The organism is Brevibacillus centrosporus (assembly GCF_046622605.1).
GTDB classification, from domain to species: domain Bacteria; phylum Bacillota; class Bacilli; order Brevibacillales; family Brevibacillaceae; genus Brevibacillus; species Brevibacillus centrosporus.
The window spans coordinates 478,271-504,230 of record NZ_CP176856.1 but is presented as its reverse complement, the minus strand read 5'-3'; the positions used below and the strand labels follow the sequence as shown (position 1 = coordinate 504,230).

26 protein-coding genes and 2 riboswitches are annotated in these 25,960 nt (G+C 50.1%); of the genes, 4 read left to right on the top strand and 22 right to left on the bottom strand.

From position 1 onward, the window contains the following. Positions 1-31 precede the first annotated feature (31 nt). The 9 genes from ACLIN2_RS02720 to ACLIN2_RS02680 all read right to left on the bottom strand — a co-directional run bounded on the left by ACLIN2_RS02720 (position 32) and on the right by ACLIN2_RS02680 (position 10,595). Positions 32-856: a DUF6597 domain-containing transcriptional factor gene (locus tag ACLIN2_RS02720; protein WP_411503174.1), complete on the bottom strand. Its 825-nt coding sequence runs from the start codon at positions 854-856 to the stop codon at positions 32-34. Between the two features lie 139 nt (positions 857-995). Then, positions 996-2,645, bottom strand: a complete 1,650-nt coding sequence (locus ACLIN2_RS02715) for a peptide ABC transporter substrate-binding protein (RefSeq protein ID WP_411503173.1) — start codon at positions 2,643-2,645, stop codon at positions 996-998. 191 nt (positions 2,646-2,836) lie between these two features. Then, the gene (locus ACLIN2_RS02710; protein ID WP_411503172.1) at positions 2,837-3,682 is read right to left on the bottom strand and encodes a MetQ/NlpA family ABC transporter substrate-binding protein; all 846 of its coding nucleotides are present in this window, start codon (positions 3,680-3,682) and stop codon (positions 2,837-2,839) included. Positions 3,683-3,736: 54 nt separating this feature from the next. After that, on the bottom strand, positions 3,737-4,402 hold the full coding sequence (locus ACLIN2_RS02705) for a methionine ABC transporter permease (protein ID WP_092270833.1): 666 nt from the start codon (positions 4,400-4,402) through the stop codon (positions 3,737-3,739). After that, the gene (locus ACLIN2_RS02700; RefSeq protein WP_122960108.1) at positions 4,403-5,416 is read right to left on the bottom strand and encodes a methionine ABC transporter ATP-binding protein; all 1,014 of its coding nucleotides are present in this window, start codon (positions 5,414-5,416) and stop codon (positions 4,403-4,405) included. A 110-nt stretch (positions 5,417-5,526) separates the two neighbouring features. After that, positions 5,527-5,643, bottom strand: a riboswitch (SAM riboswitch). 138 nt (positions 5,644-5,781) lie between these two features. Then, on the bottom strand, positions 5,782-6,945 hold the full coding sequence (locus ACLIN2_RS02695) for a Ger(x)C family spore germination protein (protein ID WP_411503171.1): 1,164 nt from the start codon (positions 6,943-6,945) through the stop codon (positions 5,782-5,784). Beyond that, a complete protein-coding gene (locus ACLIN2_RS02690; protein ID WP_411503170.1) occupies positions 6,926-8,056 on the bottom strand; it encodes a GerAB/ArcD/ProY family transporter in 1,131 nt (376 codons plus the stop codon). The genes ACLIN2_RS02695 and ACLIN2_RS02690 overlap by 20 nt, the downstream gene beginning before the upstream one ends. Positions 8,057-8,067: 11 nt before the next feature. Beyond that, positions 8,068-9,519, bottom strand: a complete 1,452-nt coding sequence (locus tag ACLIN2_RS02685; RefSeq protein WP_411503169.1) for a spore germination protein — start codon at positions 9,517-9,519, stop codon at positions 8,068-8,070. Between the two features lie 80 nt (positions 9,520-9,599). Further along, positions 9,600-10,595: an LCP family protein gene (locus ACLIN2_RS02680; RefSeq protein WP_411503168.1), complete on the bottom strand. Its 996-nt coding sequence runs from the start codon at positions 10,593-10,595 to the stop codon at positions 9,600-9,602. 141 nt (positions 10,596-10,736) lie between these two features. On the opposite strand from ACLIN2_RS02680, the gene ACLIN2_RS02675 reads away from it, so the two are divergent. Beyond that, positions 10,737-12,017 (top strand): MFS transporter, encoded by a 1,281-nt coding sequence (locus ACLIN2_RS02675; RefSeq protein ID WP_411503167.1) that lies wholly within the window; start codon positions 10,737-10,739, stop codon positions 12,015-12,017. Between the two features lie 614 nt (positions 12,018-12,631). On the opposite strand, the gene ACLIN2_RS02670 is transcribed toward ACLIN2_RS02675, so the two are convergent. The 3 genes from ACLIN2_RS02670 to rnjA all read right to left on the bottom strand — a co-directional run bounded on the left by ACLIN2_RS02670 (position 12,632) and on the right by rnjA (position 15,786). Next, positions 12,632-13,504 (bottom strand): aldo/keto reductase, encoded by an 873-nt coding sequence (locus ACLIN2_RS02670; protein WP_411503166.1) that lies wholly within the window; start codon positions 13,502-13,504, stop codon positions 12,632-12,634. An 85-nt stretch (positions 13,505-13,589) separates the two neighbouring features. Further along, positions 13,590-14,021: a BrxA/BrxB family bacilliredoxin gene (locus ACLIN2_RS02665; protein ID WP_092270811.1), complete on the bottom strand. Its 432-nt coding sequence runs from the start codon at positions 14,019-14,021 to the stop codon at positions 13,590-13,592. A 91-nt stretch (positions 14,022-14,112) separates the two neighbouring features. Beyond that, a complete protein-coding gene (gene rnjA, locus ACLIN2_RS02660; RefSeq protein WP_170184345.1) occupies positions 14,113-15,786 on the bottom strand; it encodes a ribonuclease J1 in 1,674 nt (557 codons plus the stop codon). 239 nt (positions 15,787-16,025) lie between these two features. Between rnjA and ACLIN2_RS02655 the strand changes: the two genes are divergently transcribed. After that, positions 16,026-16,343, top strand: coding sequence for a YqzG/YhdC family protein (locus ACLIN2_RS02655; protein WP_092270806.1), 318 nt, complete (start codon positions 16,026-16,028; stop codon positions 16,341-16,343). A 1-nt stretch (position 16,344) separates the two neighbouring features. Here the strand turns inward: ACLIN2_RS02655 and ACLIN2_RS02650 are convergent, their stop codons facing one another. The 3 genes from ACLIN2_RS02650 to ACLIN2_RS02640 all read right to left on the bottom strand — a co-directional run bounded on the left by ACLIN2_RS02650 (position 16,345) and on the right by ACLIN2_RS02640 (position 17,938). Then, on the bottom strand, positions 16,345-16,971 hold the full coding sequence (locus ACLIN2_RS02650) for an SCO family protein (protein ID WP_092270803.1): 627 nt from the start codon (positions 16,969-16,971) through the stop codon (positions 16,345-16,347). A gap of 24 nt (positions 16,972-16,995) precedes the next feature. Further along, on the bottom strand, positions 16,996-17,307 hold the full coding sequence (locus tag ACLIN2_RS02645) for a rhodanese-like domain-containing protein (RefSeq protein ID WP_092270800.1): 312 nt from the start codon (positions 17,305-17,307) through the stop codon (positions 16,996-16,998). Between the two features lie 379 nt (positions 17,308-17,686). Next, on the bottom strand, positions 17,687-17,938 hold the full coding sequence (locus ACLIN2_RS02640; protein WP_411503165.1) for a hypothetical protein: 252 nt from the start codon (positions 17,936-17,938) through the stop codon (positions 17,687-17,689). Between the two features lie 84 nt (positions 17,939-18,022). Beyond that, positions 18,023-18,130, top strand: a riboswitch (SAM riboswitch). Between the two features lie 94 nt (positions 18,131-18,224). On the opposite strand from ACLIN2_RS02640, the gene ACLIN2_RS02635 reads away from it, so the two are divergent. Then, the gene (locus tag ACLIN2_RS02635) at positions 18,225-19,526 is read left to right on the top strand and encodes a homocysteine synthase (RefSeq protein WP_411503164.1); all 1,302 of its coding nucleotides are present in this window, start codon (positions 18,225-18,227) and stop codon (positions 19,524-19,526) included. 202 nt (positions 19,527-19,728) lie between these two features. Here the strand turns inward: ACLIN2_RS02635 and ACLIN2_RS02630 are convergent, their stop codons facing one another. The 7 genes from ACLIN2_RS02630 to ACLIN2_RS02600 all read right to left on the bottom strand — a co-directional run bounded on the left by ACLIN2_RS02630 (position 19,729) and on the right by ACLIN2_RS02600 (position 25,504). Beyond that, positions 19,729-20,532, bottom strand: coding sequence for a SipW-dependent-type signal peptide-containing protein (locus ACLIN2_RS02630; protein WP_092270789.1), 804 nt, complete (start codon positions 20,530-20,532; stop codon positions 19,729-19,731). Between the two features lie 76 nt (positions 20,533-20,608). Beyond that, entirely contained in the window at positions 20,609-21,106 is a 498-nt protein-coding gene (locus tag ACLIN2_RS02625; protein WP_092270787.1) for a TasA family protein, read from the bottom strand. Positions 21,107-21,362: 256 nt separating this feature from the next. Further along, a complete protein-coding gene (locus ACLIN2_RS02620) occupies positions 21,363-21,878 on the bottom strand; it encodes a signal peptidase I (RefSeq protein ID WP_411503163.1) in 516 nt (171 codons plus the stop codon). Positions 21,879-22,108: 230 nt separating this feature from the next. Next, positions 22,109-22,960, bottom strand: coding sequence for a hypothetical protein (locus ACLIN2_RS02615; protein ID WP_092270781.1), 852 nt, complete (start codon positions 22,958-22,960; stop codon positions 22,109-22,111). Positions 22,961-22,972: 12 nt separating this feature from the next. Continuing rightward, the gene (locus ACLIN2_RS02610; RefSeq protein WP_411503162.1) at positions 22,973-23,647 is read right to left on the bottom strand and encodes a hypothetical protein; all 675 of its coding nucleotides are present in this window, start codon (positions 23,645-23,647) and stop codon (positions 22,973-22,975) included. Beyond that, positions 23,637-24,956, bottom strand: a complete 1,320-nt coding sequence (locus ACLIN2_RS02605) for a right-handed parallel beta-helix repeat-containing protein (RefSeq protein ID WP_411503161.1) — start codon at positions 24,954-24,956, stop codon at positions 23,637-23,639. The genes ACLIN2_RS02610 and ACLIN2_RS02605 overlap by 11 nt, the downstream gene beginning before the upstream one ends. Next, positions 24,953-25,504, bottom strand: coding sequence for a signal peptidase I (locus tag ACLIN2_RS02600; protein ID WP_411504507.1), 552 nt, complete (start codon positions 25,502-25,504; stop codon positions 24,953-24,955). The genes ACLIN2_RS02605 and ACLIN2_RS02600 overlap by 4 nt, the downstream gene beginning before the upstream one ends. 138 nt (positions 25,505-25,642) lie before the next feature. Here ACLIN2_RS02600 and ACLIN2_RS02595 point away from each other — a divergent pair, with 138 nt between their 5' ends. Continuing rightward, entirely contained in the window at positions 25,643-25,960 is a 318-nt protein-coding gene (locus ACLIN2_RS02595; RefSeq protein ID WP_411503160.1) for a hypothetical protein, read from the top strand.

Below are 25,960 nucleotides of genomic sequence, written 5' to 3'. Positions count from 1 at the left end.
CAGGAAAGCCCTGCTTTTTTTTCTGCCTCGCCTATGTGCTTGGCGTAGTAAGATTTTCTCGTTGTTGTCTATACTCCTCAGGCGACATTCCCACGACGGACTTGAAGTCGCGGATGAAATGCGAGTGATCGTAATACCCCAGCTCCGTTGAAAGATCCAGCCAATCGGCAAGTTCCCCCTGATCAATGCGAAGTGCTGCTTCGTGCAGCCGATACCGCTTGATGACAGATTTGGGACTCACCCCTACGTATCGATCAAACAGTCGTTGCAAAGCACGCTTATTCATTCCCGTTACCCGAACGGCATCCTCTACCCTGATCACGCTCCGGTCATCTCGAAAGGCCATGACCATCTCGTGAACGAGGGAGACATTCGGATCTTTTTCTGGCAGGCGTTCCGACAAAAATGCTTCTGTCCGGCTCAACATAGACTGATCATCGGGCGCGGATAAAATAGATCGCTCCCAGCTCCTTCTTTCGCTCCCAAAGACATCCTCCAATGAGGCAGAACGATCAGTCAGGCTCGACACCGGGGCACCCAGAAACGGATAAAAGCCGCCGGGCTTGAATTTGATGCCGATCACCCATCCATGATCCTGCACCACACGTACCGACGTAGACTTTCCTACGCCATAGATGCGCGTACTGCTCTCCTCGAATACCAAATTGACGTTCGGGTGTGCAATAACCGTCTGGTGGTACGGCTCCTTCCCCCGTAAATCCCAACGGACAATCCAATAATGCTGAACGAAATACTCCGTCTCCGCCGAAGGAACGTACCTCATGAGAGAAAATTTAGAGTCATTACCAGCCAAATGAAGGACACCTTTTGGCAGTTCATTCACGGCTTCATTCACTGGGAGCACCTCCTGGCGGCGTCTTTTCTTTTCCAAAACATTCTGCCTTCCTTAAGAATAGTCGTTGGCAGAAATGATGACAATTCTGTTTTGGAAACCGCACAAGAGGTGCGCCGTTCAGTGTCCCGTAATCATGTCTTTACGGCAGCATTTCTGCCCACTTCAAATCGATGAAGCCGAGGCCATCTACCTGCACGCCTTTCACTTTCTCGCTCTGTACCCATACGTCCACGTCTGTGAAAAGAGGAATCAATGGCATCTCATCCATGAAAATGTGCTCTGCCTCAGCGAACAGCTTGGTGCGCTCTGCCGGATCTTTTGCGACCGCCGATTGCTGCAGCAGTTGTTTGTATTTCTCGTTTTCCCAGCCGGTATCGTTGTTGCCTGTATTTTGGTCGCGGAACATTTCCATGTAGTTGATTGGGTCGTTAAAGTCAGCATTCCAACCGATTCGCCCGATATCGTAGTTCAGCTCGTGCATATCCTGCAGGTGTACCTTGAATTCTTTGTTTGCCAGCTTCACATCAATTCCCAAGCCCTTTTTCCACTGATCCTGCAAAGCCTCCGCGATCTTCTTGTGGCGATCTGTCGTGTTGTACGAAAGTGTGATCGGAGGGAGCGAGGTCATCCCCAGCTCTTGCAGTCCCTCTGCCAGCAGTTGTTTTGCTGTCGCGACGTCATTGTCCTTGAAGTAGCCGTCTTTTTTGATGATCATCGATTGCGGCAGCATGCCCATCGTCGGCACTTGCCCGACCTGCGTGATGTTATCGACGATCTCTTGACGGTTCACTGCATAGGATAGCGCCTTGCGAATCTTGGCGTTGTTCAGTGGCGGCTTCGTCGTATTCAGCTTAAACCAGTACATGGTCGCTTTTGGATGTACCACCAGCTTGCCGGATTCCTTCAAAGACGGAATGGCATCGGTAGGAAGTCCCCCGAGCGGTTGACCCGCCCAATCGAGCTCTCCATTTTCAAACATGGACAGGGCCGTGCTGTCGTCCTCGATCATCGCGAATTCAATCTTGCTCAGCTTCACGACGTCCTTTTCCCAGTAATTTTCGTTTTTCTCCAGGACGATCTTGCTCTTGTGCTCCCAGCTCGTCATTTTGAAAGGTCCATTCCCCACATGCGTCGCCGCTTCATTCGCCCAGTTCGGATTGGCTTCCACTACCTTTTTGTCAACCGGATAGTAGGTGTAGAATGCCGTCAGCTCGAGGAAAAACGGAGTCGGATTCTCGAGGGTGACCTCCAGCGTCTTGTCATCCAGTGCCTTCACGCCCAATTCCTCAGGCTTCGCTTTTGCGGTATGCACTTTTTCTGCATTCTTGATGTAGTACAGCTGATAGGCGTATTCCGCCCCCAGCTTCGGGTCCAGCACGCGCTTCCAAGCGAATTCAAAATCGTGCGCCGTCACCGGGTCGCCATTGCTCCATTTCGCATCCCGGATGGTGAACGTATAGACGCGGTTGTCGTCAGATACCTTGATGTCAGACGCCATAGATTTCATCGGCTTTGAATCTTTGTCCAGACGCGTCAGTCCGTCAAATGTGGCACGCACGACCGCACCTGAAGTCGCATCCTTTGCCAAACCGGGGTCAGCAGTGGAAGGCTCACTCGTCAAATTCGCGCGGAAAACTTGCGATGCCGGATCTGCTGCCGGTGTCGCGGGTGCCCCCGACTCCTGCTGGGATGGTTGCACAGCAGACGGCTGCGCACCTCCAGAACAGCCAGCTACCAACGTCCCGACAAGAAAAAGCAGACCAGCCAGCTTATTCATTTTCTTTTTCATGTGAATGTTCCCCCTTCTCTAACAATTTCCTAATTCCACCAAAATATACTTTACTGACGGAGGATTTGAGAATGGGGTTTGGATAGATTTCATTTAATTTTATGAATATTTATACAATTATTAAAAAATTAAACCCAACCAGTCACTAGGGACCAATTGGGCTTTTGTTTATCCTTCAATTAAAGCATCCTTTAAAATGCTGGTACGATCGCACCTTTGTACTTCTCTTCGATGAACTGCTTCACTTCAGGAGAGTTCAGTTCTTTTGCCAGCTTTTGCATCGCTTCGGAATCCTTGTTGTCAGGACGAGCTACCAGGTAGTTCGCGTATGGAGATTCTTTATCTTCCAGAATCAGAGCGTCAGTCGTTGGAACCAGTTTTGCTTCCAACGCGTAGTTGGTGTTGATCAGCGCCAGGTCTACTTCTTCCAGTACACGTGGCAGCATAGCAGCTTCTACTTCTTTGAACTTCAGGTTTTTCTTGTTTTCTACGATGTCTTTTACGGTACCGCTGATCCCTACGCCCTCTTTCAGCTTGATCACGCCGTTTTTCTCCAGAAGAGCCAGCGCGCGGCCGTTATTGGTTGGGTCGTTTGGCAGAGCGATTGTTGCGCCATCAGCCAATTCGTCGGTTTTCTTGATCTTTTTGGAGTAGCCGCCGAATGGCTCGATGTGAACCGCTACTACCGGCTGGAGATCCATTCCTTGGTCTTTATTGAACTGTTCCAGGTACGGCTTATGCTGGAAGAAGTTTGCATCCAGTTGTTTTTCGTTTACTTGCACGTTTGGTTGCACGTAATCGGTGAATTCCTTGATTTCCAGGTTTACACCTTGGTCTTTCAGTTTTGGTTGGATGTATTTCAGGATTTCCGCATGTGGAACTGGAGTTGCTCCGATGTTCAAGGTTACTTCTTGTCCACCTTGGGAACCCTGTGCGCCACCTTCAGCCGGTGCTGGAGTTGCTTCTGGTTTGCTTCCGCAAGCTGCCAGAGAGAATGCCAATACAGTAGACAGTACGGATACTACTAATTTCTTCACGGAAAAATCCCCCTTTTTTTGTCTGTGCTTTTTCAAAATGTATATGGAAAGATCTTACTTGCGGCTGAATTTCAAAACCAACCGATCCCCAAAGGACTGCAAGATCTGAACCAACACGAGCAGGATAACAACGGTGACGATCATGACGTCAGTCTGGAAGCGTTGGTAGCCGTAGCGGATCGCCAGGTCACCCAGACCGCCCCCACCGATAACACCCGACATCGCCGTGTAGGATACGAGAGTTACTGTCGTAATGGTAATAGCTGCGATCAAGCCGGAGCGTGCTTCTGGAAGCAATACATTCCAGACGATTTGCCAGTTGGAAGCTCCCATCGACTGAGCAGCCTCGATCACTCCACGATCCACCTCACGCAGCGACGTCTCAACCAGTCTGGCAAAGAAAGGCGCTGCCCCGATGACCAGTGGCGGGATCGCGCCAAGGACACCCAGGGATGTTCCTACGATCGCCTTTGTTACTGGAATCAACAGGATCATCAAAATGATAAAGGGCACGGAGCGCAGGATGTTGACCACAATCGATGCGAACGAGTAAAACGCCCGATTCTCCAGAAGCTGGCCTCGCGATGTGAGAAACAGGATCACACCAATCGGCAAACCGATTAATACGGCGAACAGCGTCGAGAAGCCCAGCATGGTTAGTGTTGCCCCGGTTCCTTCCGCTATTTCAGACCAGTCCACATTTTCCAGTGTCAATCCCATTTAAATCACCTCCACTTCAAGACCACGCTTGCGCAGGGTTTCAATCGCATGCATGCTTTGCTTTTCGTCGCCTTCCAGCTCGACAACAAGCTGGCCATACGGCGTATCCTTCATCCGTGAAATCGTTCCTTGCAGGATGCTGAAGACTGTCCCCGTTTCCTGCATGGTTTGGAACAGGATCGGCTGATACGTCTGCTCTCCGAGGAAAGTCACGCGGGCAATCGTCCGGCTTCCGGTTGCTTTTTCGTGAGCAACGGCTTCACGCAGCTCGGTGGAATCGGCCACCTGCTCTACAAATTCCTGCGTAGTCGGATGCTTCGGCTTGAGGAAGACCTCCAGCACTTTTCCCGACTCCACGATGCGGCCTCCGTCGATGACGCCTACGCGGTCGCAAATCGAACGGATCACGTGCATTTCATGGGTGATCAAGACGATGGTCAAGCCCAGCTTGCGGTTGATATCCAGCAGCAAAGCCAGAATGGAGTTGGTTGTCTGCGGATCAAGTGCAGAGGTAGCCTCGTCGCACAGAAGCACCTTCGGATCATTCGCCAAGGCACGGGCAATCCCGACGCGCTGCTTTTGACCGCCGGACAGCTGAGACGGAAATTTGTCTCGATGAGCTTCCAGGCCCACCAGCTTCAAGAGCTCGTCCACTTTTTTGCGGATTTCCGCTTTAGGACGCTTCGCCAGCTTCAGTGGAAACGCTACATTATCGCCAACGGTTGCAGAGGACAGCAGATTGAAGTGCTGAAAGATCATTCCTACCTGACGTCGCTGCTCCTGCAGCTTCTGATCATCCAGCTTGGTCAGCTCTACACCATCAACAATGACTTCTCCGGATGTCGGACGCTCCAACAGGTTGATACAACGAATCAGCGTACTTTTCCCCGCACCGGAGTGTCCGATGATCCCGTAAATTTCTCCCTTTTCTATCTTCAAATCAATCCCGTGCAGTGCAGGAATCGTCTTTCCCTGTACTAGATAGTTTTTTTTCAGATCGCGCAATTGAATCAACGAATCCACCTCCCTCTTCCTTACTCCTTACTTCTATTACGGAAAAATAAACGACCCCTTTTTCACAAACGAAAAAGGGGCTGCAACGTCTATCACGTTCGCATCCACCCTTCTCATCTATCAAGATCCATGCAATCTTGTAGGAATTGGCACCGCGACTTCCATGTACGACATGGGCCGGTTGCCGGGCTTCATAGGGCCTGTCCCTCCGCCTCTCTTGATAAGAAAGATTTCCACGTATATTATGTTCATATTTTGCATTTCAATGATTTGCGAATACAAATCGGATTATATCCCTTTTGAAAAACATACGTCAATAGAAATAGGAGGAAAAAAGTTTTTTTATAACACAACGCCGTTGCAGACTAGTTCATTACACCGTTACGGATGATGGTAGCGTCTACCTGAAAGCGAAAAGTGGCCTGCTTGAACATCTTGCGCCATTCCTCCACGGTCATTTCCTCCATCCCACGGCGGTTCGCACGATAGATGATCCCAAATCCAGCCGTGTCTACATTCATATCCTGCATTTTTTTCACGACCTGAAGTAGCTTCTCCTCCAGCTCTTTTTCCAGTTCTCGTTCCATGATCTGCAACACGTCACTTTTGTCTACTTTCAACGGCATGGTCAGTTCTAAAATCCGTGTATCCAATTTAATGCTGACATCAAAATGAGCGGGTGATGCATTCGTTAATTTGATCGTGGATTTAGAAGAAATCGTGTCAAAAACAAGATGTACCTCTTTTTTTCTGTCCTTTTCGTGCAGGGTGTACTTCCCGAACACTTTAGCAGGCACTGCCGTGTCGTAGCTTCCGATTCTAAAGTTGCCGTGGATCAACTTGATCAGGAATGCTTCCTTGGGCGTGATCCAGCCCACGTAGCGATCACCCTGAAACAGCGCTACTCCTTTGATTTCAATCTCGTTTCCTTTTCGTACAACGTAAGGGAGCTGCGGGTCAATCCCGTGGTCATAGTAAGCACGAAAAAATTCATGCATCGTGGTCGAGGGGATTTTCTCGCCTTTTACATTTTGTTCGATCATACGGTACATGTAGATACCGATGTTCCCCAGTTCCTTGTATGGATACGTTAACAAATCGTAGGTCGAGCCTTCGTACACACATAGGTACAGCCTACTGGAGATGGACGGGTCCCGATAGAGAGTGTCGACGATGTTTCCCAATCCCTGTTTCGCCAGGGCTTCATTATAGAGTGCCACACGCAGCTGTCCACCTAGCACCCGCTTATCCGACTGTAAATTTGCTTTGTCTCGAATCCCTTTGCTCGTCTTCCCTACCGTGGAAATCAACTGGATTTTTTCCTTTGCCTCCGGATTGATGGAGGGCATGACGATCGTCCCACGGATATTTCCATCTTTCTCTAGATCATAGCCTACTACTGTCACCAAGCCTGTCTCGTCGAAAATTTGTCTGTCGGAACAGCCCGTGACCAGCAGGATTACGGAACAGCATAGCTTCAGAAGCCTTCTCCTGCTTGCCCCGGTCGGACTATTTTGGAACGTTCGCATCTGCAGCCCCCTCCTTGATGCGCCTTCTTCGCTGCTTCCATTTGACGAGTACAAACAGAAAGAGTGGGTACACATAGGCTGCGTACAAGCCTATCTTGGAATAGAGGTCATTGAGTTGATTAATCTGATTCCGGCTTACCAGGAGCAAGCATATGACGTAAATGACTGGCAGGATCATTACCACCGTTTTCCTCAGACTCCAGCCAAAGAGACGCTTGAAGCCGCGTGCCGATGACCAGATATACACCATAATGTTAGGGAGAATCACGAGCAGCCAAACAGAGATGGCGATCAGCTCAAACCTCTCCAGAATAGGAAAATAGACCATTTTCTTCAAATTGAGGGTTGCCCAGATCGTCCTCATGAGCTGCCCTTGGCTAAAAAACACCAGGGATACGATCATCACGAACGTATAGATAAGATTGGTGACGAGTACTCCCGTCTGGACGCTTCGAGATAGCCTCTCCTTATTCTGAACATACGGATAGATGACGTACAGAATCTCAAAACCGATGCTGCTCAATGTCATACCGAGCATACCCCTGAATAATTGCTCTGCATTCACCTCCAGAATCGGGAACAAATACTCCCACTGTGCATACTGCAACGGATAATACAAGTCACAGACGAGCCAGATGGTCGCACTTACAGAAAAGAAGGTGTACCCTGCCACCACCCTGATTCCACCCATGATCGTGTAGATCGCGAGGAACAAAATAATCGCAGTCAACACCCAGATCGGCAGATTAGGGAACATCCAGGTTTGGACGACCTCAACATAGGTCCGAAGTATGATCGTAGCGGACAAGAAAAAATAAATCGCGTACATCACTCCCAAAGCGGTACCTAGCCACTTTCCAAATATATCGACCTGAATGCCATAAATATCTGCATTTGGGTAACTCTTCAGCGTGTGGGTCATCGCCAAAACGATCAAATGGGTAGCGAGTCCTGCCAGCACGACAGCAATCCAGGCATCGTGTCCGGCTTCCTTAGCAATGATCCGTTGATAACCTAATACGCCAACACCGATCTGCGTCGCATGAACGAGAAATCCCGCCAAGTACGCCGATATGGTATTCGTCGGTTTTATCGTTTCGTTTATGTTCATGTAGACCTCGCTCACTCGTCGATGTCTTTCTTCATTTGGCCCTGCTCCCGATTAAAGCGTTTTTTCTGCTGCGGATTGAAAAACTTGAAGCGCAGCCATAGAGAAGACAGTGGGGCTCGAATGAATCCATCCTTCCAATCTTCAAAGCGAACCGGATAAAGGGGATACATGTAAGGACGCCCCAAACTGGTCTGACGGAGCAAATGACTGGCAAGAAAGCTGAAGCCAGCCACAATTCCCATCGCACCAAGCAGCCCGGCCAATAAAATCATCGGGAAGCGAATCACCCGAATCGTTGAGCCAATCATGTAGCTGGGCGCAATAAAGGAAGATAGAGCCCCAAGCGCTACAATGATAATGAGAATGTTGCTGGTAAACCCTGCTTGAACGATCGCCTGGCCGATTACGATACCTCCCACGATACCAATCGTCTGGCCGACCTTCGTTGGCAGCCTCGCTCCGGCTTCGCGCAGCAGTTCAATAATGATTTCCATCAAGAGCGCCTCCCAGAGAGGGGGAAATGGTACGCGCGATCGGGACTGTGCCAGCGAGAGGAGCAGGTCGGCAGGTATCATTTCGTAATGATAGGTGAGAGTAGCTACATAGACGGGCGTAAGCAATAAGGAAAGGATCATAGCAAACATCCGCATGATCCGGTTAAAGGTAGCCAGAACCCAACGCAGGTAGTAATCATCCGGGGACTGAAAAAACTGTAACAAGGTAGTCGGCCCCAGCAGGACAAACGGGCTTCCCTCTACCAAAATCGCTACCTGGCCTTGACGCAAGCCATGGATAACCCGGTCTGGCCGTTCTGTCTGCTGCAGCGTGGGAAAAAGAGAGCGCTCATTATCTGCAATATATTGTGCCAGGATACTGGAATCCAGGTGACTGTCAACGTTCAACTCCTGTATGCGCTGGCGTACGGTATTCACATTTTCCGGATCTACAATGTTCTCGAGGTACAGGACAGAAATATCGACCGGTATTTCTGTCCCTGCCACCAACCGCTCATGAAACAGATGTGTAGTCGGCATGTACTTTCGAATGATGCATAGATTGACATTGAGCTCTTCGACAAATGCAATCTGGGGACCCAGGACGACAGATTCCACCTCGGGAGCCTGGATGCTCCGCCCGACCGTGCCGTCACTCGGTATGGCAAGCCCGAATGCTGCCCCCTCTACGTGTACATAGATAGCGTTATGGATCATCCGGCTAACGGCTTCCTGGACTTCGTAAACCCGGTTGCTGCTTGCCACTCCCAGCTGTTTCTCCACTTCGTCTATCCCGACTGTTTCCAGCGGAAGTAGACGGAGCTTCGGGATCAACTCGTTGTATACAATACTCGCATCTGCCAAGGTGGACAGATAGTACAGACGCACACGGCCATTCGGCTTATCAATGTGCTCTACGACCAGGTCTCCTGTATTGGACAACCACCTGCGCGCCATTTCCTGATCCATCCATGTTCACCCCCATGCCTAGCAAATCATGGTTAGTCTTCCCCCAAAAATCCATTTTGGTTCAAAAAAAAACAGCACGCTCATTGTGGCGTGCTGCTCGTAGTGGAATCTTCCACAGTTGTATTGGTTTGGGTGGATGGTGGCTCAAGCGTTTCTTGGATGAAGGCTTGGACCTGATCTACATCCGGTACGAGGACAGAGCCTGCTCGGTGGGATTCTCGAAACATCCCCATCGGTGGCAGCTGGTACTGCCCTGGATTTTGCGTATTCAGATTGAGTCCCAGCGCAGATAGCTTCAACATATCCATCGTGCTGATATTCGTTTGTACGTAAGGTGTCACTTCTTTTAAGATCGAAGGCAATTGCAGCAGCGTAGTCCCTTTTTTCATCTGATCAGCTACTGCGGCCAGCAATTTACGCTGACGTTCGGTACGGGTATAATCGGAAGTGGCATCATGACGGAAACGGACGTATTGCAACGCCTTGTTTCCATCCAGCTGTTGGAGGCCCTTCTTCAGATTGATGTCATAGACACCTTTGTCCGTTGGATCATGGTAATACATGTTTTTCTCTACATCCAGCTCGACACCGCCTACCGCATCGATTAAGGCTTTAAAGCCTTCAAAGTCGGTAATGACATAGCGATCTACAGGCAGGCCTGTGAATTGACTGACCGTTTTCATGGCCAGCTCCGGCCCACCATCCACGATGGCAGCATTGATCCGGGAACTGCCGTTGCCCGGGATGTCTACATACGTATCACGCAAAATCGAGAACAAGTCAAACCGCTTCGTAACAGGATCGACGCTGACCAGCATCATAGAGTCCGAGCGTGGCAGTCCATTGTTCTTCATCCCTCGACGGTCTACACCCATCAAGAGAATATTGATGCGATCGTTGCCGTCCCACTGCGGGATCTCAGCCGCCTTCGTCGCGGCTCCACCATCTGGCGGCGGGGTGATGACATTCGGCTCTTGGATATCTTGTGCAAACTGATAAAAGGAATACCCGTAGTATCCTGCCGATACGGCAACTACTACAAGCACGATTAACAACATTCGTTTCCATATTCGCATATAGAATAACTCCACCTTTAATCTCTGTATCGATAGTAATTCGACTCTCCGCTTTGTTTAGTATACTCGAAACCACGGAAAGTGGAGCAGCCTTTATTTGGTTTGATAGGCAAGGTTATTTACTAAACATTATTATTTACAATGTATTTAATAATAGTTATACTATTCCATATCTTACCGCAAAGGATGAGTCCCATGTTCTCTCCTCCCTCACTCTTACAACGCTACCCGCGAGAAGCTTTGCTGTTTTTGGTGGCTAGCTTTATCAACGCTTCCGGAAGCGCTTTCATGTGGCCGTTGAACACGCTGTATGTACATACGGTCCTGCAGCGCTCCATGACAGAAGCAGGCTTTGCTCTCATGCTGCAGTCACTTGCCGGAATCATCGGTCAATTTATAGGAGGCTCCCTGTTTCATCGACTCGGTGCCAAGCGACTCATCGTAGGCGCTTTGCTATTGCAGGGCTGTATTCAGCTGGCGATTCCCTTTTCCCAAAGCTGGACAATCTACTTGGCTCTGATGATCGGCCTGGGCTTTACCTTTAACCTCTCCTCTCCGGCGATTCAAGCCTTTATCGGATTTCGCTGGAAAGAGCAGCGCCGTGAGTTGTTCAATATTGTGTATGTGAGCAACAACTTGGGAATGGCCATTGGTACATCGCTTGCTGGCGTAGTGGCTGCCTTCTCCTTTCAGCTGACATTTCTGTTGAACAGTGCCAGTACCTTGCTGTTTGCCCTTTTCTTTTTCATTTTCATGAAGCATATTTCGCATAAGGAACTCGTTGGCGATTCGGCAGCACAAGCAGAAAAGAGAAGTGGGAAAGAAACGCTGCAGCTCTTGTACCGGTACCAGCTGTACCTGTTCATGGCGCTGGGTGCTGGCTTTATCTTCTTTTCTACCACCGTTTGGAATACGGGGGTCGCTCCGTACTTGACGGGCTTGGGTATGCCGCTTGCCGCCTACAGCTGGCTGTGGACGATCAACGGGATCATCATTTTCGCCGGTCAGCCAGTAACTACCCAAATCAAACGGCTGCTGAAACAAAGTCTGTCCGCCCAATTGGTGACGAGCGCCGTGCTTTATGGTGCAGGATTTGGTTTCATGCTGCTCTTCCATAATAGTTACGTTGCGTTTATTTTCGGTATGATTATTACTACCTTTGGCGAGATGCTGATTTCTCCGACAATCCCTACCTTTATCACGGAGAAAACTGCGGAAACAGCTCCGTTTTACCTGGGAGTGGTGGGCGGGATCACAGCCCTCGGGCGGCTGCTCGGCCCACTCGCGATGGGGTACATGTACGATCACGGTGGTGTAGCGCCAACACTGCTGCTCGCCACAGTCGTATCCTTTACATCGGTACTGCTTTGCTTGATGCATGCTTCCCTACATCGGGCGAAGCGCGGGTCTGCGTCGCATTAGCGGTGAGATGGTTTTTCTGGGATTGAAAAGAACTGTGCATTTTTAAGTTCCAGATCAGACGAAGCTTTTCAAACGGGGGCGGAAAAAGGAGAAAACACTACGGTAGTAGGGCCACTTGCGAGGAGGTCATTCCTGCACGGCTCCTTTCCAAAAGCGGAACCCGCGTCCAAAGTGGTCGGCTCTGGGAAGCCTTCTCAGAGGTGGACGCTAAAGGCAGGTTCTGCTTTTTCCATTCCGCCTGGGTTGTGTCCCTAATACCTCCGTTAATTTCTCCTTTTTCCTGGGTAGCTGATTTCGTTGATCGGACTTTAAAGGATTTTTTCTTCCAAGAAAGATCTCTGCTCGCCAGAAAAGCATGTTTCCGGGCGGAGCGCCTGTGGAGTCCTACCTAGCGGAGCCATGAAGACCGAGGCATCAGAATCGCTACCCATGAATACTCTGCTAAGCGACTCCACGTTTAGCGATTCCCTCGGGATCATGGCGCAGCGGACAGTCTTCGCTTCCCCGTGGACGTAGCCCGGAGCGCAGCATGGAAACAGGCTTTTCCCAACCGCAGCCACATCCTAAAACAGCAAAAAAGCCCATCAAAATCGATGGGCTTTTCCACTTTGTATCTACCACTTCAACGCAGGCAGCTGATACCATTCGCCTGCCATCCACTCGCGGGCTTTCCAGCGGAGGACATCCGGTCGGACAAGCGGCATGATTTCCTGAAATAGCTCTACCCGTTCGATGTCGTTCATCGGAACAAAACGCTCAGCTTCGGCGAGATCAGCCTCCAGCTCGTCCATTTTGCTCACACCCAATATCGAGGTCGTCACTGGCAGACTCCAAGTGTAGCGCAGAGCTTGTTCAGTCCATGGAGCCAGCTTGCCAAGCCCCATCACCTTCATTCCGATTACGGCGACACCCTGTTCGACGGCTTGCGGAACGAAATCGTGCGCGAAGCTGTAGATGAAGTGATCCAGTGCAGACAAGGCGACAAGCGCGCTGTCAAAGGGGTAGCGGCGAATGGCCTGCGCCAAGAGGCGTGGATCCGTATGGCCGCTGATGCTGATTTTGCGGATCAGTCCTTGTTCCTTTGCTTCGATCATTGCCTCGAGTGCGCCACCCTTGGCAAAGATCGCTTCCAGGTCGTGGGGCTGCATGATGTTGTGCATTCGCCATTCGTTGACATAGTCGGTCTGGAGACGCTTAAGGCTACCTTCCAGATCCTTGAGGGCCAAATCGCGGGTACGCCCGCCCGTTTTAGTCGCGATCCACACCTTGTCGCGCAGTCCTTTCAGCCCTATACCGACGCGTGTTTCAGACTGCCCATCGCTATAGCTGGGAGCTGTATCGAAATAGTTGACCCCTGCCTCCACTGCGCGGCGAATGATCGCGATGGCTTCCTCTTCCGTGCAGTCATGCTCATCCACAATGCGTTGTGCCCCAAAGCCCAGCAGCGATACCTGGTGTGGGTCTCGTCCAAACGAACGGGTCTGCATCCTACAATTTCCCCTTTCCACTAATTCAAAACAAGACGCCCGTTAGCGAGCGTCTTAGGTATCTAGCATTTGGTTTTGCCTTCGCTTAGTTGCCGTAGGTTTCGTACGCGTTTGTCAGCAAGTTTGCGATGGTTTGCAGATCGTTGTTTTCGATCTGATGACGCTCGATCATGGTCATGATTTTACCGTCTTTCAGGATTGCAAAGGACGGGGAAGATGGCGGATAGCCTTCGAAGTATTCGCGAGCTTTCGCAGTCGCTTCCTTATCTTGGCCCGCAAATACAGTGAAGATGTTGTCTGGCTTAGTAGAGTGCTTCAACGAATGAACAACTGCCGGGCGAGCCAGTCCAGCCGCACAACCGCAAACAGAATTAACGGCTACGAGTGTCAGACCTTTTGCGTTTGGCAGTGCCTGTTCTACTTCTTCCGGTGTGCGGAGCTCTTGAAAACCATTGCGAGTCAGCTCATCGCGCATAGGTTGGATTACTTGGCTCATATATGCTTCATAAGACATCATGGGGCAACCTCTCCTTTACATATCATGTTATTCCCTTACTTACTATTATACCCGGTTCATCACCGTTGGAGAATCAAGAAGTGCAGGCGAGCTACACTTCCATCAAAATGGTAAGAATCATCGGGTTGCGGCCCGTTTTTTCGTAAATGAACGGCTTGATTACTTCGTTGATTTGCGCCTTCAGCTCTGACCACTCTTTGATTTTCTTTTCCAATGCTTCCTGCAGACGTTGGCGTACGAGCATCGTCGCTTCCTGGATGAGCGATTCGGAACCGCGAACGTACACAAAGCCGCGGCTCACGATGTCAGGACCAGTCAGGATTTTGAAGTTCTTCATATCCAGGCTGACGACGACAACCATCAGACCATCCTCGGCCAAATGCTTGCGGTCGCGCAGAACGATGTTGCCCACATCTCCAACGCCGCTGCCATCAATCAGGACGATTCCTGCATGCACCTTGCTCAGCCATGCTTTTTCACGCGAGCAATTCAGCACATCGCCGTTGTCCATGATAAAGATGTTGCTGTCCTCAATCCCCACCTGCTGTGCAAGCTTAGAGTGAGTTTTCAGCATCCGATACTCCCCGTGAATCGGGATAAAGTACTTCGGACGAATGAAGTTCAGCATGAGCTTCAGTTCTTCGCTGCTGCCGTGACCGGAGGCGTGGATGTCGAAATCCTGATTGAGCACGACAATCGCTCCTGCGCGGTACAGTTTGTCGATCGTGCGACTCACATTGATCGTGTTGCCAGGAATCGGAGAAGCCGAGATGATCACCGTGTCTTCCGGATAAATGGAGACTGTACGGTGTGAGCCGGAAGCGATGCGCGTCAAAGCCGCCATCGGTTCCCCTTGGCTGCCGGTACAAATGATCAGCACCTGATTGTCCGCATAGTTGTCGATGTGCTTGATATCAATCAGCATACCCTCTGGCATTTGGATATAGCCCAGTTCTTGTCCAATCAAAAATACTTTCTCCATGCTGCGGCCAATCACCGCTACTTTGCGGTTGCATTGTTCGGCAGCATCGACTACTTGCTGCAAACGGTGCACGTTGGAAGCAAACGTCGCCAGGATAATCCGTCCACGCGCTTTACGGACGACATCCAGAATCCCTTCGCCAACTGTACGCTCCGACATGGTAAAGCCATAGCGCTCACTGTTGGTACTATCAGACAGCAATGCCAACACATCACCACTCGCACCGATGCGGGCAATTTTGCCGTATTCCGTCGTTTGTCCAACAGGAGTCATGTCAAACTTGAAGTCGCCTGTATGAATGACCATTCCTTCTGGCGTGTGGATTACGACCCCAAAGGAATCTGGGATACTGTGGTTGGTACGGAAAAATGTCGCCTTCAACCGGTCGAAGGGAATCTCCGTATCTTCGGAAATAGGAATCAGTTTGACATCGTTTTGCATGCGGTGCTCTTCCAGCTTCGCCTTGACCAAGCCCAGGGTCAGACGACCACCGTAAATCGGCACCTTGATTTGCCTCATAATATAAGGAATCGCCCCGATGTGGTCTTCGTGTCCGTGCGTCAGCAAAAGTGCCTTGATTTTGTGCTGGTTGTCCACCAGATAAGAAACATCAGGGATGACCAGATCGATCCCGAACATCTCGTTTTCAGGGAATTTCACCCCGCAGTCAATCATAATGATTTCATCTTCATACTCGACGCAGTACATATTTTTTCCGATCTCGCCGAGGCCGCCCATTGCGAAAATCTTAACGTCGCTCAATATCTTTCCTCCTAACTTCATCGTGCATGATTTTGGGAACCCGAACCAAGCATGCCATTCTTATTGTAACACAACGCGAGGCGTTCGTTTCATCCAGTCTGTTAACCGTGCAATAGAAAACACATTTGCCTACTCATTCGCTCATTGGAAAATTGTACAAAATCCATAGGGTAGAAAGCAAGGAAACCGGCTGTCCAGTCAAGAAATTGGACAAAATACCGCACATAAAGATCTATTTTCCCATAAAGGGGGCGTTTTCTATGCGAGCCAAGGCTATCTCCATTTTCTCTGCCCTGTTGCTTTCGCTCTCTCTGACCTGGACGATGCCCGCTGCCGCCGAGCCGCCTTACGCCAAGTGGGGACGACTCGCGATGCAGCAAACCATGCAGACCTACCCGCAAGCCAAGATTGTCGATTACCTTCATGTCGGCCGAAAAACGAAAACGCCCACCACGTCAGAAGAGACGTTTAAGCTTTTGCTCCAGGAGGGCAATCGCGTGTGGGCGTTACTGGTTCATATTGAATTTGAAACGAAAACCGAAAAGGTCATCGCCATCCGATTCGAAGAGACACGCTAAGCTAGTCAGCCAGTTGTACCATCTCTTTCATCATTTGGTCCATATCCATCTCGGCTGCCATCCCGTACGCGCGACGCATGTTTCCGTCCTCATCCACGAGGAACATGCGTGCCGTATGGGCAAAGGAACCGTCCGGCTGCTTCATCACAGCGATTCCGAAGTCTTTTGTCACTTTTTCGATCGCCTGGGCATCGCCTCGCAGGAATTTCCAGCCGCTTTGATCAGCCTTGAATTTCTCAGCATACGCCTTCAGGACTTCCGGGGTGTCAAAATCAGGGTCAAACGTGATGCTCACGAACTCGACCTTATCCCCAAACAGCCCCTTTTCCTTCAACTGATCCTGCAGCTTGGACATGTTGTACGTAGTCGCAGGGCAAATATCCGGGCAGTTGGTAAACATGAATTCAACCAAGCGGACTTTCCCCTTCCCCTCAGAGAAAGTGTAGGTCGAACCGTTGATGTTATCCAAGGAAAAGTCGTTTAATGCTTTCATGACAGGAATCTGCTCTTTGGTCATGTAGTTGTAGCCAAACACACCGACAATCGCCAAAATCAAAACGCCTGCAAGCACGGTAAACCAATGACGCTGCAGAGCCCCTCCCTGCTGCTGTTGCGCATCTCCACTCACGATTTCTTTCCTCCCCTAGAAACCTTACAGTTCTTTCTCTCCTGGCCAGGCGAGCATGCCGCCCACCATGTTTGCTACATCAAAGCCTTGCGCTGCCAAATATTCCGTGGCCATGTTGCTGCGAGCACCACTGCGGCAAACCATCACAAGAGGAATGTCTTTGTCCAGCTCATCGATGCGATGCGGCAAAAATCCGAGCGGGATCAGCTTCGCCTGCTTAATGTGACCAGCGTTCCACTCATCGACCTCACGTACGTCAATCACTTGGACCTGCTCATTTGCCTCCAGTTTTGCCAGCAATTCTTCCGGTGTTATTTCCTTTACGCCGTTACTCATCGTACAAATACCCCCTGCTATGTAAGTGAAATTATCCGCATGTATTCTATCAAATCATATCATACGAACTACTGCATTTCTAACGCCCCTGCTATGTCTAAATAGCGACAGTTATGAAAACGAATCCTGCCCAAATCAGCATAAGCTTATTACTATTCGTAATCAAGTTGTATTTAATCAGTGTATTTTCTATAATAAATATTAAGAATACCAAAGGAGGGGAAGAGAATGGGAACCTGTAGATGCGGTCAAACCAAAAATGCAGAAGGAAACTGCGACGGAACACACGCAACCATTAAAAAGGACTAATTCCTTTCGTACAGAAGAGGGCACAGCATGTGCTCTTTTTTGTTTGCCTCCGATCCCGATTTCCTTCCCTTTACAGCTTTCCTTTTTTAATCCAGTACACGATGCGAAATGTCCCGAAAACCGACACCATGAACATCACGATCAACATAAACAGCCATATTCCCAATCGATTGATTTCCTCCAGTCCCTCCGCATTCTTCCCTACAAATACCCCTATATAAATAAGAAGAAAGTAGCAAAGCACGTTTGGAACGATCCACGCTGCTCGCAATGCCATGCTCTTTTTTCCGGCAGACTGTTGATGATTCTCTGATATTCCCATTTAATCCTCCCTGATAACTGAATTATTGAATATTGACAGTAAAGTGGACTTTTTCATACAATTAAGACAACAACAGATTTCCATTTTTCATCAAGAGTGGTGGAGGGACAGGCCCGACGAAGCCCGGCAACCTGCATGTAACGATGCGAGGTGCCAATTCCTGCAGAATCCATAGATTCTGAGAGATGAACGAGAGTCCGTGTATGACCGGAGCTTCTTCTACTCAGAGGATAGCTCCGTTTTTTTATACCTTATCATACCCACAGAAAAAAAAGGAGAGATGATCATGTCTGAACAGCAACACTGGAAGCCAGAAACCATCGCCATCCACGGAGGCCAGGAGCCTGATCCGGTAACAGGTTCCCGCGCCGTCCCGATCTACCAAACCAGCTCCTATGTCTTCCGCGATACGGATCATGCGGCTAACTTGTTCGCGCTAAAAGAATTGGGCAACATCTACACCCGCATCATGAACCCAACTCAGGATGTATTTGAAAAGCGCGTGGCTCTGCTCGAGGGCGGCGTTGGTGCGCTGGCGACAGCTTCCGGTCAAGCTGCCATTACGTTCTCCATCCTCAACATTGCACAGGCTGGCGACGAAATCATCGCGTCCAGCAGCTTGTACGGCGGTACCTACAACCTCTTTGCGCACACCCTGCCACGCCTGGGTATCAAAGTACATTTCGTGGATCACGCCAACCCAGAAAACTTCCGTGCTTACGTCAACGACAATACCAAGGCCTTTTTCTGCGAAACGATCGGCAACCCGCGCATCGACGTAGCCGACCTGCAATCCATCGCGGACATCGCGCATGAAAATGGCGTGCCGTTGATCGTCGACAACACGTTCGCTACTCCGATCCTCTGCCGTCCTTTCGAGCATGGTGCAGACATCGTGATCCACTCTACGACCAAGTTCATCGGCGGTCACGGAACAGCTATCGGCGGAATCATCGTAGACTCCGGCAAATTCAACTGGAACAACGGCAAATTCCCTGGCCTGACCACACCAGATCCTAGCTACCACGGCGTAGTGTTCACGGAAGCAGTCGGACCACTCGCCTATATCATCAAAGCTCGCGTTCAGCTGCAGCGCGACATCGGAGCAGCCGTTGCTCCTTTCAACTCCTTCCTATTCCTGCAAGGTCTGGAAACACTGCACCTGCGCATGGAGCGTCACAGCCAAAACGCGCAGGCCGTTGCAGAATACCTCGCTTCTCACCCAGCCGTTGAATGGGTCAGCTATCCAGGGCTGGAAAGCGATCCGAATTACGAGCTCGCGCAAAAATACTTGCCAAAAGGTGCCGGTGCCATCCTCACCTTCGGCATCCGCGGCGGCGTAAATGAAGGCAAAAAGCTGATCGAATCCGTGAAGCTGTTCTCCCACCTGGCAAACGTAGGCGATTCCAAGTCACTCGTCATTCATCCAGCGAGCACCACTCATCAGCAAATGAATGAAGCCGAGCAAGCAGCAGCAGGTGTCACACCAGGCATGATCCGCCTGTCGATCGGAACGGAATCGATCGCGGATATTATTGGAGATTTGGAGCAGGCGTTGAAAGCTGCGGTAGCACAGGCAGTCAATTAATGTCGCGCACCCGCACCTTCTGATGGGATATTCCTGAGACAAGAAAAACCCGAGGCCGCCATGTCTCGGGTTTTCTCCTATTCTATTTCAGTAGCTGATTTGTCATATGTATGTAAACATGGCAATCCCCTGTGTTTCCATCCATAGCCCAGCGAAATGGGCTTACGTCGGAAGTGTCACACAGGGGATTGTTTGTTACGTACTAATTGTTTTTCACTTGTTCAAACTTGTTAACGAATCCGAAATCTACAGTCGTTCCGCGAATGTCATTGTTTTTGAAGGATTGACCAGCGTCATCGAGGAAAGTAACCGTATAAGATAATTGCATGGTTTGACCAGCCGGGAGAATCAGATTTGGCACCTTGGTATCTTGCCCACTGCCGCCATTGTACAGATCTTTCAAGGAACCGATAAAGATATCCGAGATGCCTACCGTTACGGATTCACCATTACTGTTTACGCGGTAAGTCCAATCAAGCAGTTCTTCTCTTACCTCTGCTGTAGCGGCTTGAAGTCCAACTGCCTGCAGTTTTTGCCAGAAGTTTCCGTTCAGCAGTTTTTTGAATTCTTTGTCTACTTCTTCGTTCAATTTCGCGGCAGCTGTCGTATCCAGAGCTTTGTTGTTGGATGTTTTAAAAGAAGCTACCGTTACCATCGCCTGTTCCCCAAACTTCAGAGCGTCCGTTTCATTCCCAGCTGGAACAGCCGTAATGTGAGTGAGCTTCGCATCCAGGGAGCCTGTATTTTTGATGAACATGGCGCGAGTGTGAGAATCTTTTGGTGCCCAGTAGCCTGTCCCCATTCTTCCATCAGCGGAATCATTTTGATAGAACATCGGGCCATCGACCGGCACGTCATTGCGATGTGTGCTCAAGGATAATGTACCGGATTTGAACGAGTTGTTAGTATTTTGCGCCTCGCTCGTAAACAGTGCGTAGGTTGCGCTTCCGATCGATCCGCCAACTGCCAGTACAGCGGCGACCGCCAAAACAGCGATTTTCTTCACAATAATACCCTCCTATTATAAGGGGGTGACCCTAGAGCCACCCCTTTTCATTTGATGTAAGACACTACTTGCGTGATTAGTTGTTTTTTGTTTGTTCAGCCAGTACTTGCAGGCCGAGCGTTGCTGCTTTGCCTTGATATTCGTTCCCTGCTTCTTTTGGCAGTGTGTAGGTTACTTTCAGTTCCTCAGAAGCTCCTGCGGCCAGAACTCGGTTACCATCTGGTCCAGGTGCGATTTCATTGCCATTTTTGTCAGTAACCTTAACAGTCAGTCCATTAGGAGCTGCGGCCAAATCGCCTGTTAAATCAACTCCAAGATCGTAGCGCAGTTCAAGTGTTCCGCTGTTTTTCACAGTTACCGTTTTGGTTTCGCTATCGCCAGGTGCGATATTTTCTACATTAAAGTAAGTGGTTCCATCTGGTTTATCCAGGCTCACTTCCACGCTACCCGCTGCGAACGTGTTGCCCGTGTTTTGCGCTTCGGACGTGAAGAGTGCGAAGGTTCCGCCACCGATCAGTGCAGCACCCAATCCTACAGATGCCAAAGTTACTGCGAATTGTTTTTTCAAGCTCATTTACAATTCCTCCCGATAAATGGTTTTTATTAGATCGTGGCACCCGTTTAGGTGGTGTGCCTTACATTTCTCATGTTACTGATTTCTGAAGAATCTAACTTCCTGCACGAGGGTGATCTTTCTTGCACGGCATGGATGAATTGCGTCTAGAACTCTTCGTTTCATGAGCTCATACTGAAGGATGATAGACACTGCTACCCATAGAAGCATAGAAAAAACCCAATCGCTATGATCGGGTCTTCTGCATAATGAGCCGCTAGTTTGCAGCTGCTTCCTTTTCTTTTATCATACGCAACAGCTTCCAAATCTGGCTTACGATCAAATATAGTCCCGGCACTCCTAGGAATACCACCATACCCACTTTGGATTTCACGAACTCTATGAGGTAACCAACCAACGGAACAGAAAACTGAACTTCACCGATGACACGGTCTTTTGTTACGAGAGCTGTATCCTTCGCGTCATTGGCGTCTCCTTTCGTGACCAAACCGTTCTCTGTTATTTCCAAAACGCGGTGAGTGATTGTACGCCCTTCTGGGTCCTTAAAGGTGATAATATCACCCTGCTTAATTTGCTCATAAGATACTGGGCCGACCCCTACGATACTACCCGTATTGAAAGTTGGAGACATTGATCCACTAAGAACCACCATTATCTCGTTGCCAAGTAACACGGTCTTCCCGCCATTCATTTTCCCTATAAACAAAAATGCACAAAGAGCAATCACCAGAACAAGTAATAGAGACGTTGCGATAGAAACGATTTTCTTCAAAATGGCCACTCTTTCATTCCCCGCTTTCCCTTAAACAGATGTCTATGTCCATTTTACGAGTTTCCTCTGATCCGGGCTTCCTTCCTCAGTTTAGAATGGAATCATCCTAAAGTATGAGTCGCGTCTCATCCTTTTTTACATGCTCGCAGAAGCATAAAAAAGACCCAACGGGCGCAGAGGCTCGCTGGGCAAGTTTGGGGTATTTTGTGCGGCCCTTCGTTCCTTCATCCTCAAAGAGGGGGCGTTTCTCCCGCAGGAGTTTCCTTCGGGGTACTTGGGGAACCGGGTGGCGAGGACTCCTGCAGGTCCGAGTCAGGAGAAACTGTCCCCGACTCTTCTGAAGATGGCGGTGCTGGGCCGCTTGGATCTGTCGATGGTTCCGTGGGTGTTTCTACACCAGAAGAAGGCGGCTGCGCAGGCAGGGTTGAGTCTCCTTCAGTAGCAGGTGTGTCCGGTGCATTTGGCGTATCGGGCGCCGTCGGGTTTGTCGGCTGACCTGGTTGACTTGGCTGACTCGGGACTGCTTCCTCCGATACGTCCGTCGACTCGCGATAAGAGGTACTGATTGTGAGCGGGAGCTTCAACGTATAGAACCCGCCGAGTGCCGTTACTTGCAGCTCGCCTCGCTCGGTTTCGCTCTTTCTCTTGCCATACGCCTTTTGATAGGTATGAGTTATTTCAAATACGATTGCCTTGTCGTCCTTCTCATCGTAGACACGTTGTATCGTTACTTCTCCTGCTGCGTCTCCCGTCACGGTTAAATTGGCTAGCTCCAAATCCAATGACTCGCGTTGCGGAACGAACACGACACGCTGTACGCCGTTGAAGACGGCAAGTCTGCTGTCCTTTGTCTCAGAGGAGGAGCCATCGGCGTTTACCGTGCGCTTGATCTTGGTGCGTTTTTCGACCTTTGATTTCAAAACGATCTGTTTGGTTTCTGTCACGAAAACGTCCTCGTTTGTGCCAGTTGAAACGGGGGATACCTGCTTCTTCTCACTGGTCAAAAAGGAAAACGTTCCATCCATGGGTACGGCGTTCAAGATCAGTGCTGCCGCCATCAACCCCACTGCCAGCCTCTTCAAGTGGCTCCCCCCTTACTCTGCGTATATCGCATCCGATGTTGCCTGCTTTGCCAAAAAGCGCAGCTCCAGCTCTCCTCCGAGAGACTGGTAGGTATGATCGACGCCTTCTTCTGGCAGATATACCGTGATGAAAAATGTCTTATTCCCCTCGCTTGCCCGAAACTCGCTCTCCGTCCCATTGGAACGGGAAATTCCCGGCTGATCCTGATGAAGATCTCTGACGAGGCCGTCATATACTTCCTGCTGTCCCTCCGTAATGCGTACGCGAAGCACTTCCTCCAGCTTTTGAGCCGCACCTGTCCCCGGGCTGCCGATATCTTTTACTCGTGCAACGATCTTATAAGAAAAGTCCAAGTCGCTCGAGCCTTTAGAAAGGGTCGCTTTGATCTGTCGGGCATCTCCCGGAATCATTTTCGACAAGTCGACGACCTGGTTGCCTCCCCGAAGGACATGCCATTCGCTGCCGAAGCTGCTGTCCGAAATATCAAGAATCCCGACCGCAAACTCGTGTCCCGCATCCTGGACCTCCTGCCACATCCAGCTGTAGGTAGTGGCCATTGGTCCCCATAAAGACAGCGCGACTCCCAGAAAAAAGACGCTGCCCATAATCTGTACACGTATAGGCGCCAAACGTGCTTTTGATCTCGACCGCGAGTGCGTCCTCGAACGCCCCGCTTTATCTTCCATACTTGTTGTTTTCCAGGTACAAGTCTGCCTTGTACAAATGGAGAGCCAGCTTCTTCGTCCCGACGACTTCTCCCTCGATCTCCTTAAATCCGTCAATGCCATCACCTACCCGCACTCCATCGCTTTCCACCGCGTATTGGCTGACTTTGGTGAAATCATTATCGACGATCTGGACTTGTGATTCTTTGTCATTGGCGATCACGACGGCGTGCTTTCCACCGTTAAAGGTGTTACCCGCAATCAAGACGGCCTTGATGGTCTGATTCAGCACGATCCCTTCTCCGCCACCTTCAAAGATGCTGTCTTTCACCGTCAATCCTTCCAGGAATTTTCCGCCTTCTGCTGACTCATCCGATTGCTTGTCCTCAGCACCTGCTGTACGAATGGCTTCCTCAAATCCGCTGCCAAACACACAATTGCGGAAGCTCACATTGGAGCCGACCAGAAGACCGGTTCCCCGCCCCTCAAAACGGATACCGTCAAAGGACGCTTCCTGAACCGCTAGCTCATCGGCCCGAATGATGACCTTTCCTTCCTGTCCAGGAGCAGCCTTCCACGTTATGTGTTTGGGCAACTCCAAACCACTCAGATCATACGAACCTTCTGCCAGTACAAAGGTCATGCCTTTCGCAGCCGATTCATCCTTTTGCTTGGCGCTCTCCTCTTCTCCAACACGTTTCGCGAGCTTCATCGTGTCGAGCAGCTGACTGCCGCTCAAGTCCTGTGGCGTAAAGGTCATCACTGGCCCGCTTTGCGCAAAGTAATCTCCGTTCTCCTGCTGCGTAGCTAGGAAGCCGAAAATGACATCTGCCGTCTTTTGCTGGACCTCGTTCCCTGTGCTTTCTGGCAAATAAACGGTAAAGCTCAGATCGTCAGCCTCCCCTTTATCCAACTCAGGAATGACGACGTTGGCTTTTGTCAAACTGCTGACGCGTCCATGATATAGCAGTGTATCGTCACTGCTCCGAATCTCGGCTACCAGCTGATCGTATAGGATATCGTCCCCGTCAGCCTTCTTTGCAAGCAAGGCATATTTCACAGGAACGTCGCTTTTGTTTTCGACACTCATTGTTTTTTGAACGCGGACACCTGGTAAAAATTTCTGATCCCCTTCTGCCCGAAAGCTTGCACTCGAAACGCCCCCCAAGCTGATCTCCAGTTTCCCGGCAGCAAAGGTCGATGCATCATCTACTTGACTCGTGAAATACGCATAGGTCCCAAAGCTGGTGCTCGCGGCAATGGATGAAATAAATGCCGTGCCTATAACAATCCGCTTCCATGGCCAGTTTTTCACCTGTTCCCACTTCATGTAAGATCCCCCTCCAACTTCTCGGTTTGTATCGATGCTTGTTTGTTGTCCTTTTTGCTGCCAGATCGACGCTGGGTATGAATGAGATAGCCAATAAATCCAGCGAGTATGAAGACCATCGTCAGCGGCTCTTTGATCAACTGCTGCAGAGCTGCTGCGAAAGGTATCGTAGCGACAACCTTTCCTACCAATCGGTTCGGGTCTGTCCACCCTCCGTCTGTCTCCTGGTTTGCATCCCCCTTGGTTTGCAGGTAGCCGTTATCCAGACGCTGTACGACGCGGTGCGTAATCAGGGATCGTGTCTGGTCGTCCTTCCAATACGTGATGATGTCGCCTGTCTTTGGGACTTCCCCTGTATATCGCGTTACGATCACCATATCTCCAGCTTTGATGGTAGGGGTCATACTGCCCGTCAGCACGGACAAGACTCGCCATTTTCCCAATCCCGGGATGTGATCGTTGTTCCATTGACTGCTGGCGTATAGAAAAAGATTCCATAAAAAAAGAAGTGCAACTAACACGAGACCGATACGTTTTGCCCAAGTCATCCCCACACAGCTCACCTCTTTCCCTCATTGTACGAGGTTCGTCTCCGTCTATCTTCCACCCTCGGAGGGACTCCTGACGCTTGAAAGGAGGAAGATTTTTATCTATCAGGTGGATGCCCTCTCATACTGGAGGAGGAGGTGGAAAAACAAAAAACACTGCCCATCTCAGGCAGTATTTTCGTCAGAGCGACTCGGTTTATGATCCTTTTGTTGAAAGCGTCGGGGAGTGTAGGGGCGTATCAGGACAAACCGGATGACAGCAGGCACTGCTTTTTGCAAGGTGAGGTTCTTGTTGCAGTACGGACATATCCACTCATACCAGTCTCCGCTGCTGAACGAGTGGTTCTTGCAACGAGCGCACCATTTTTGCAACATCAGCCTCCCCCTCCCTTTACCAACACACTCTATCAAGGTAAAGAGGAAACGCCTATCCGCATACAGGATGATTCGGTTTAG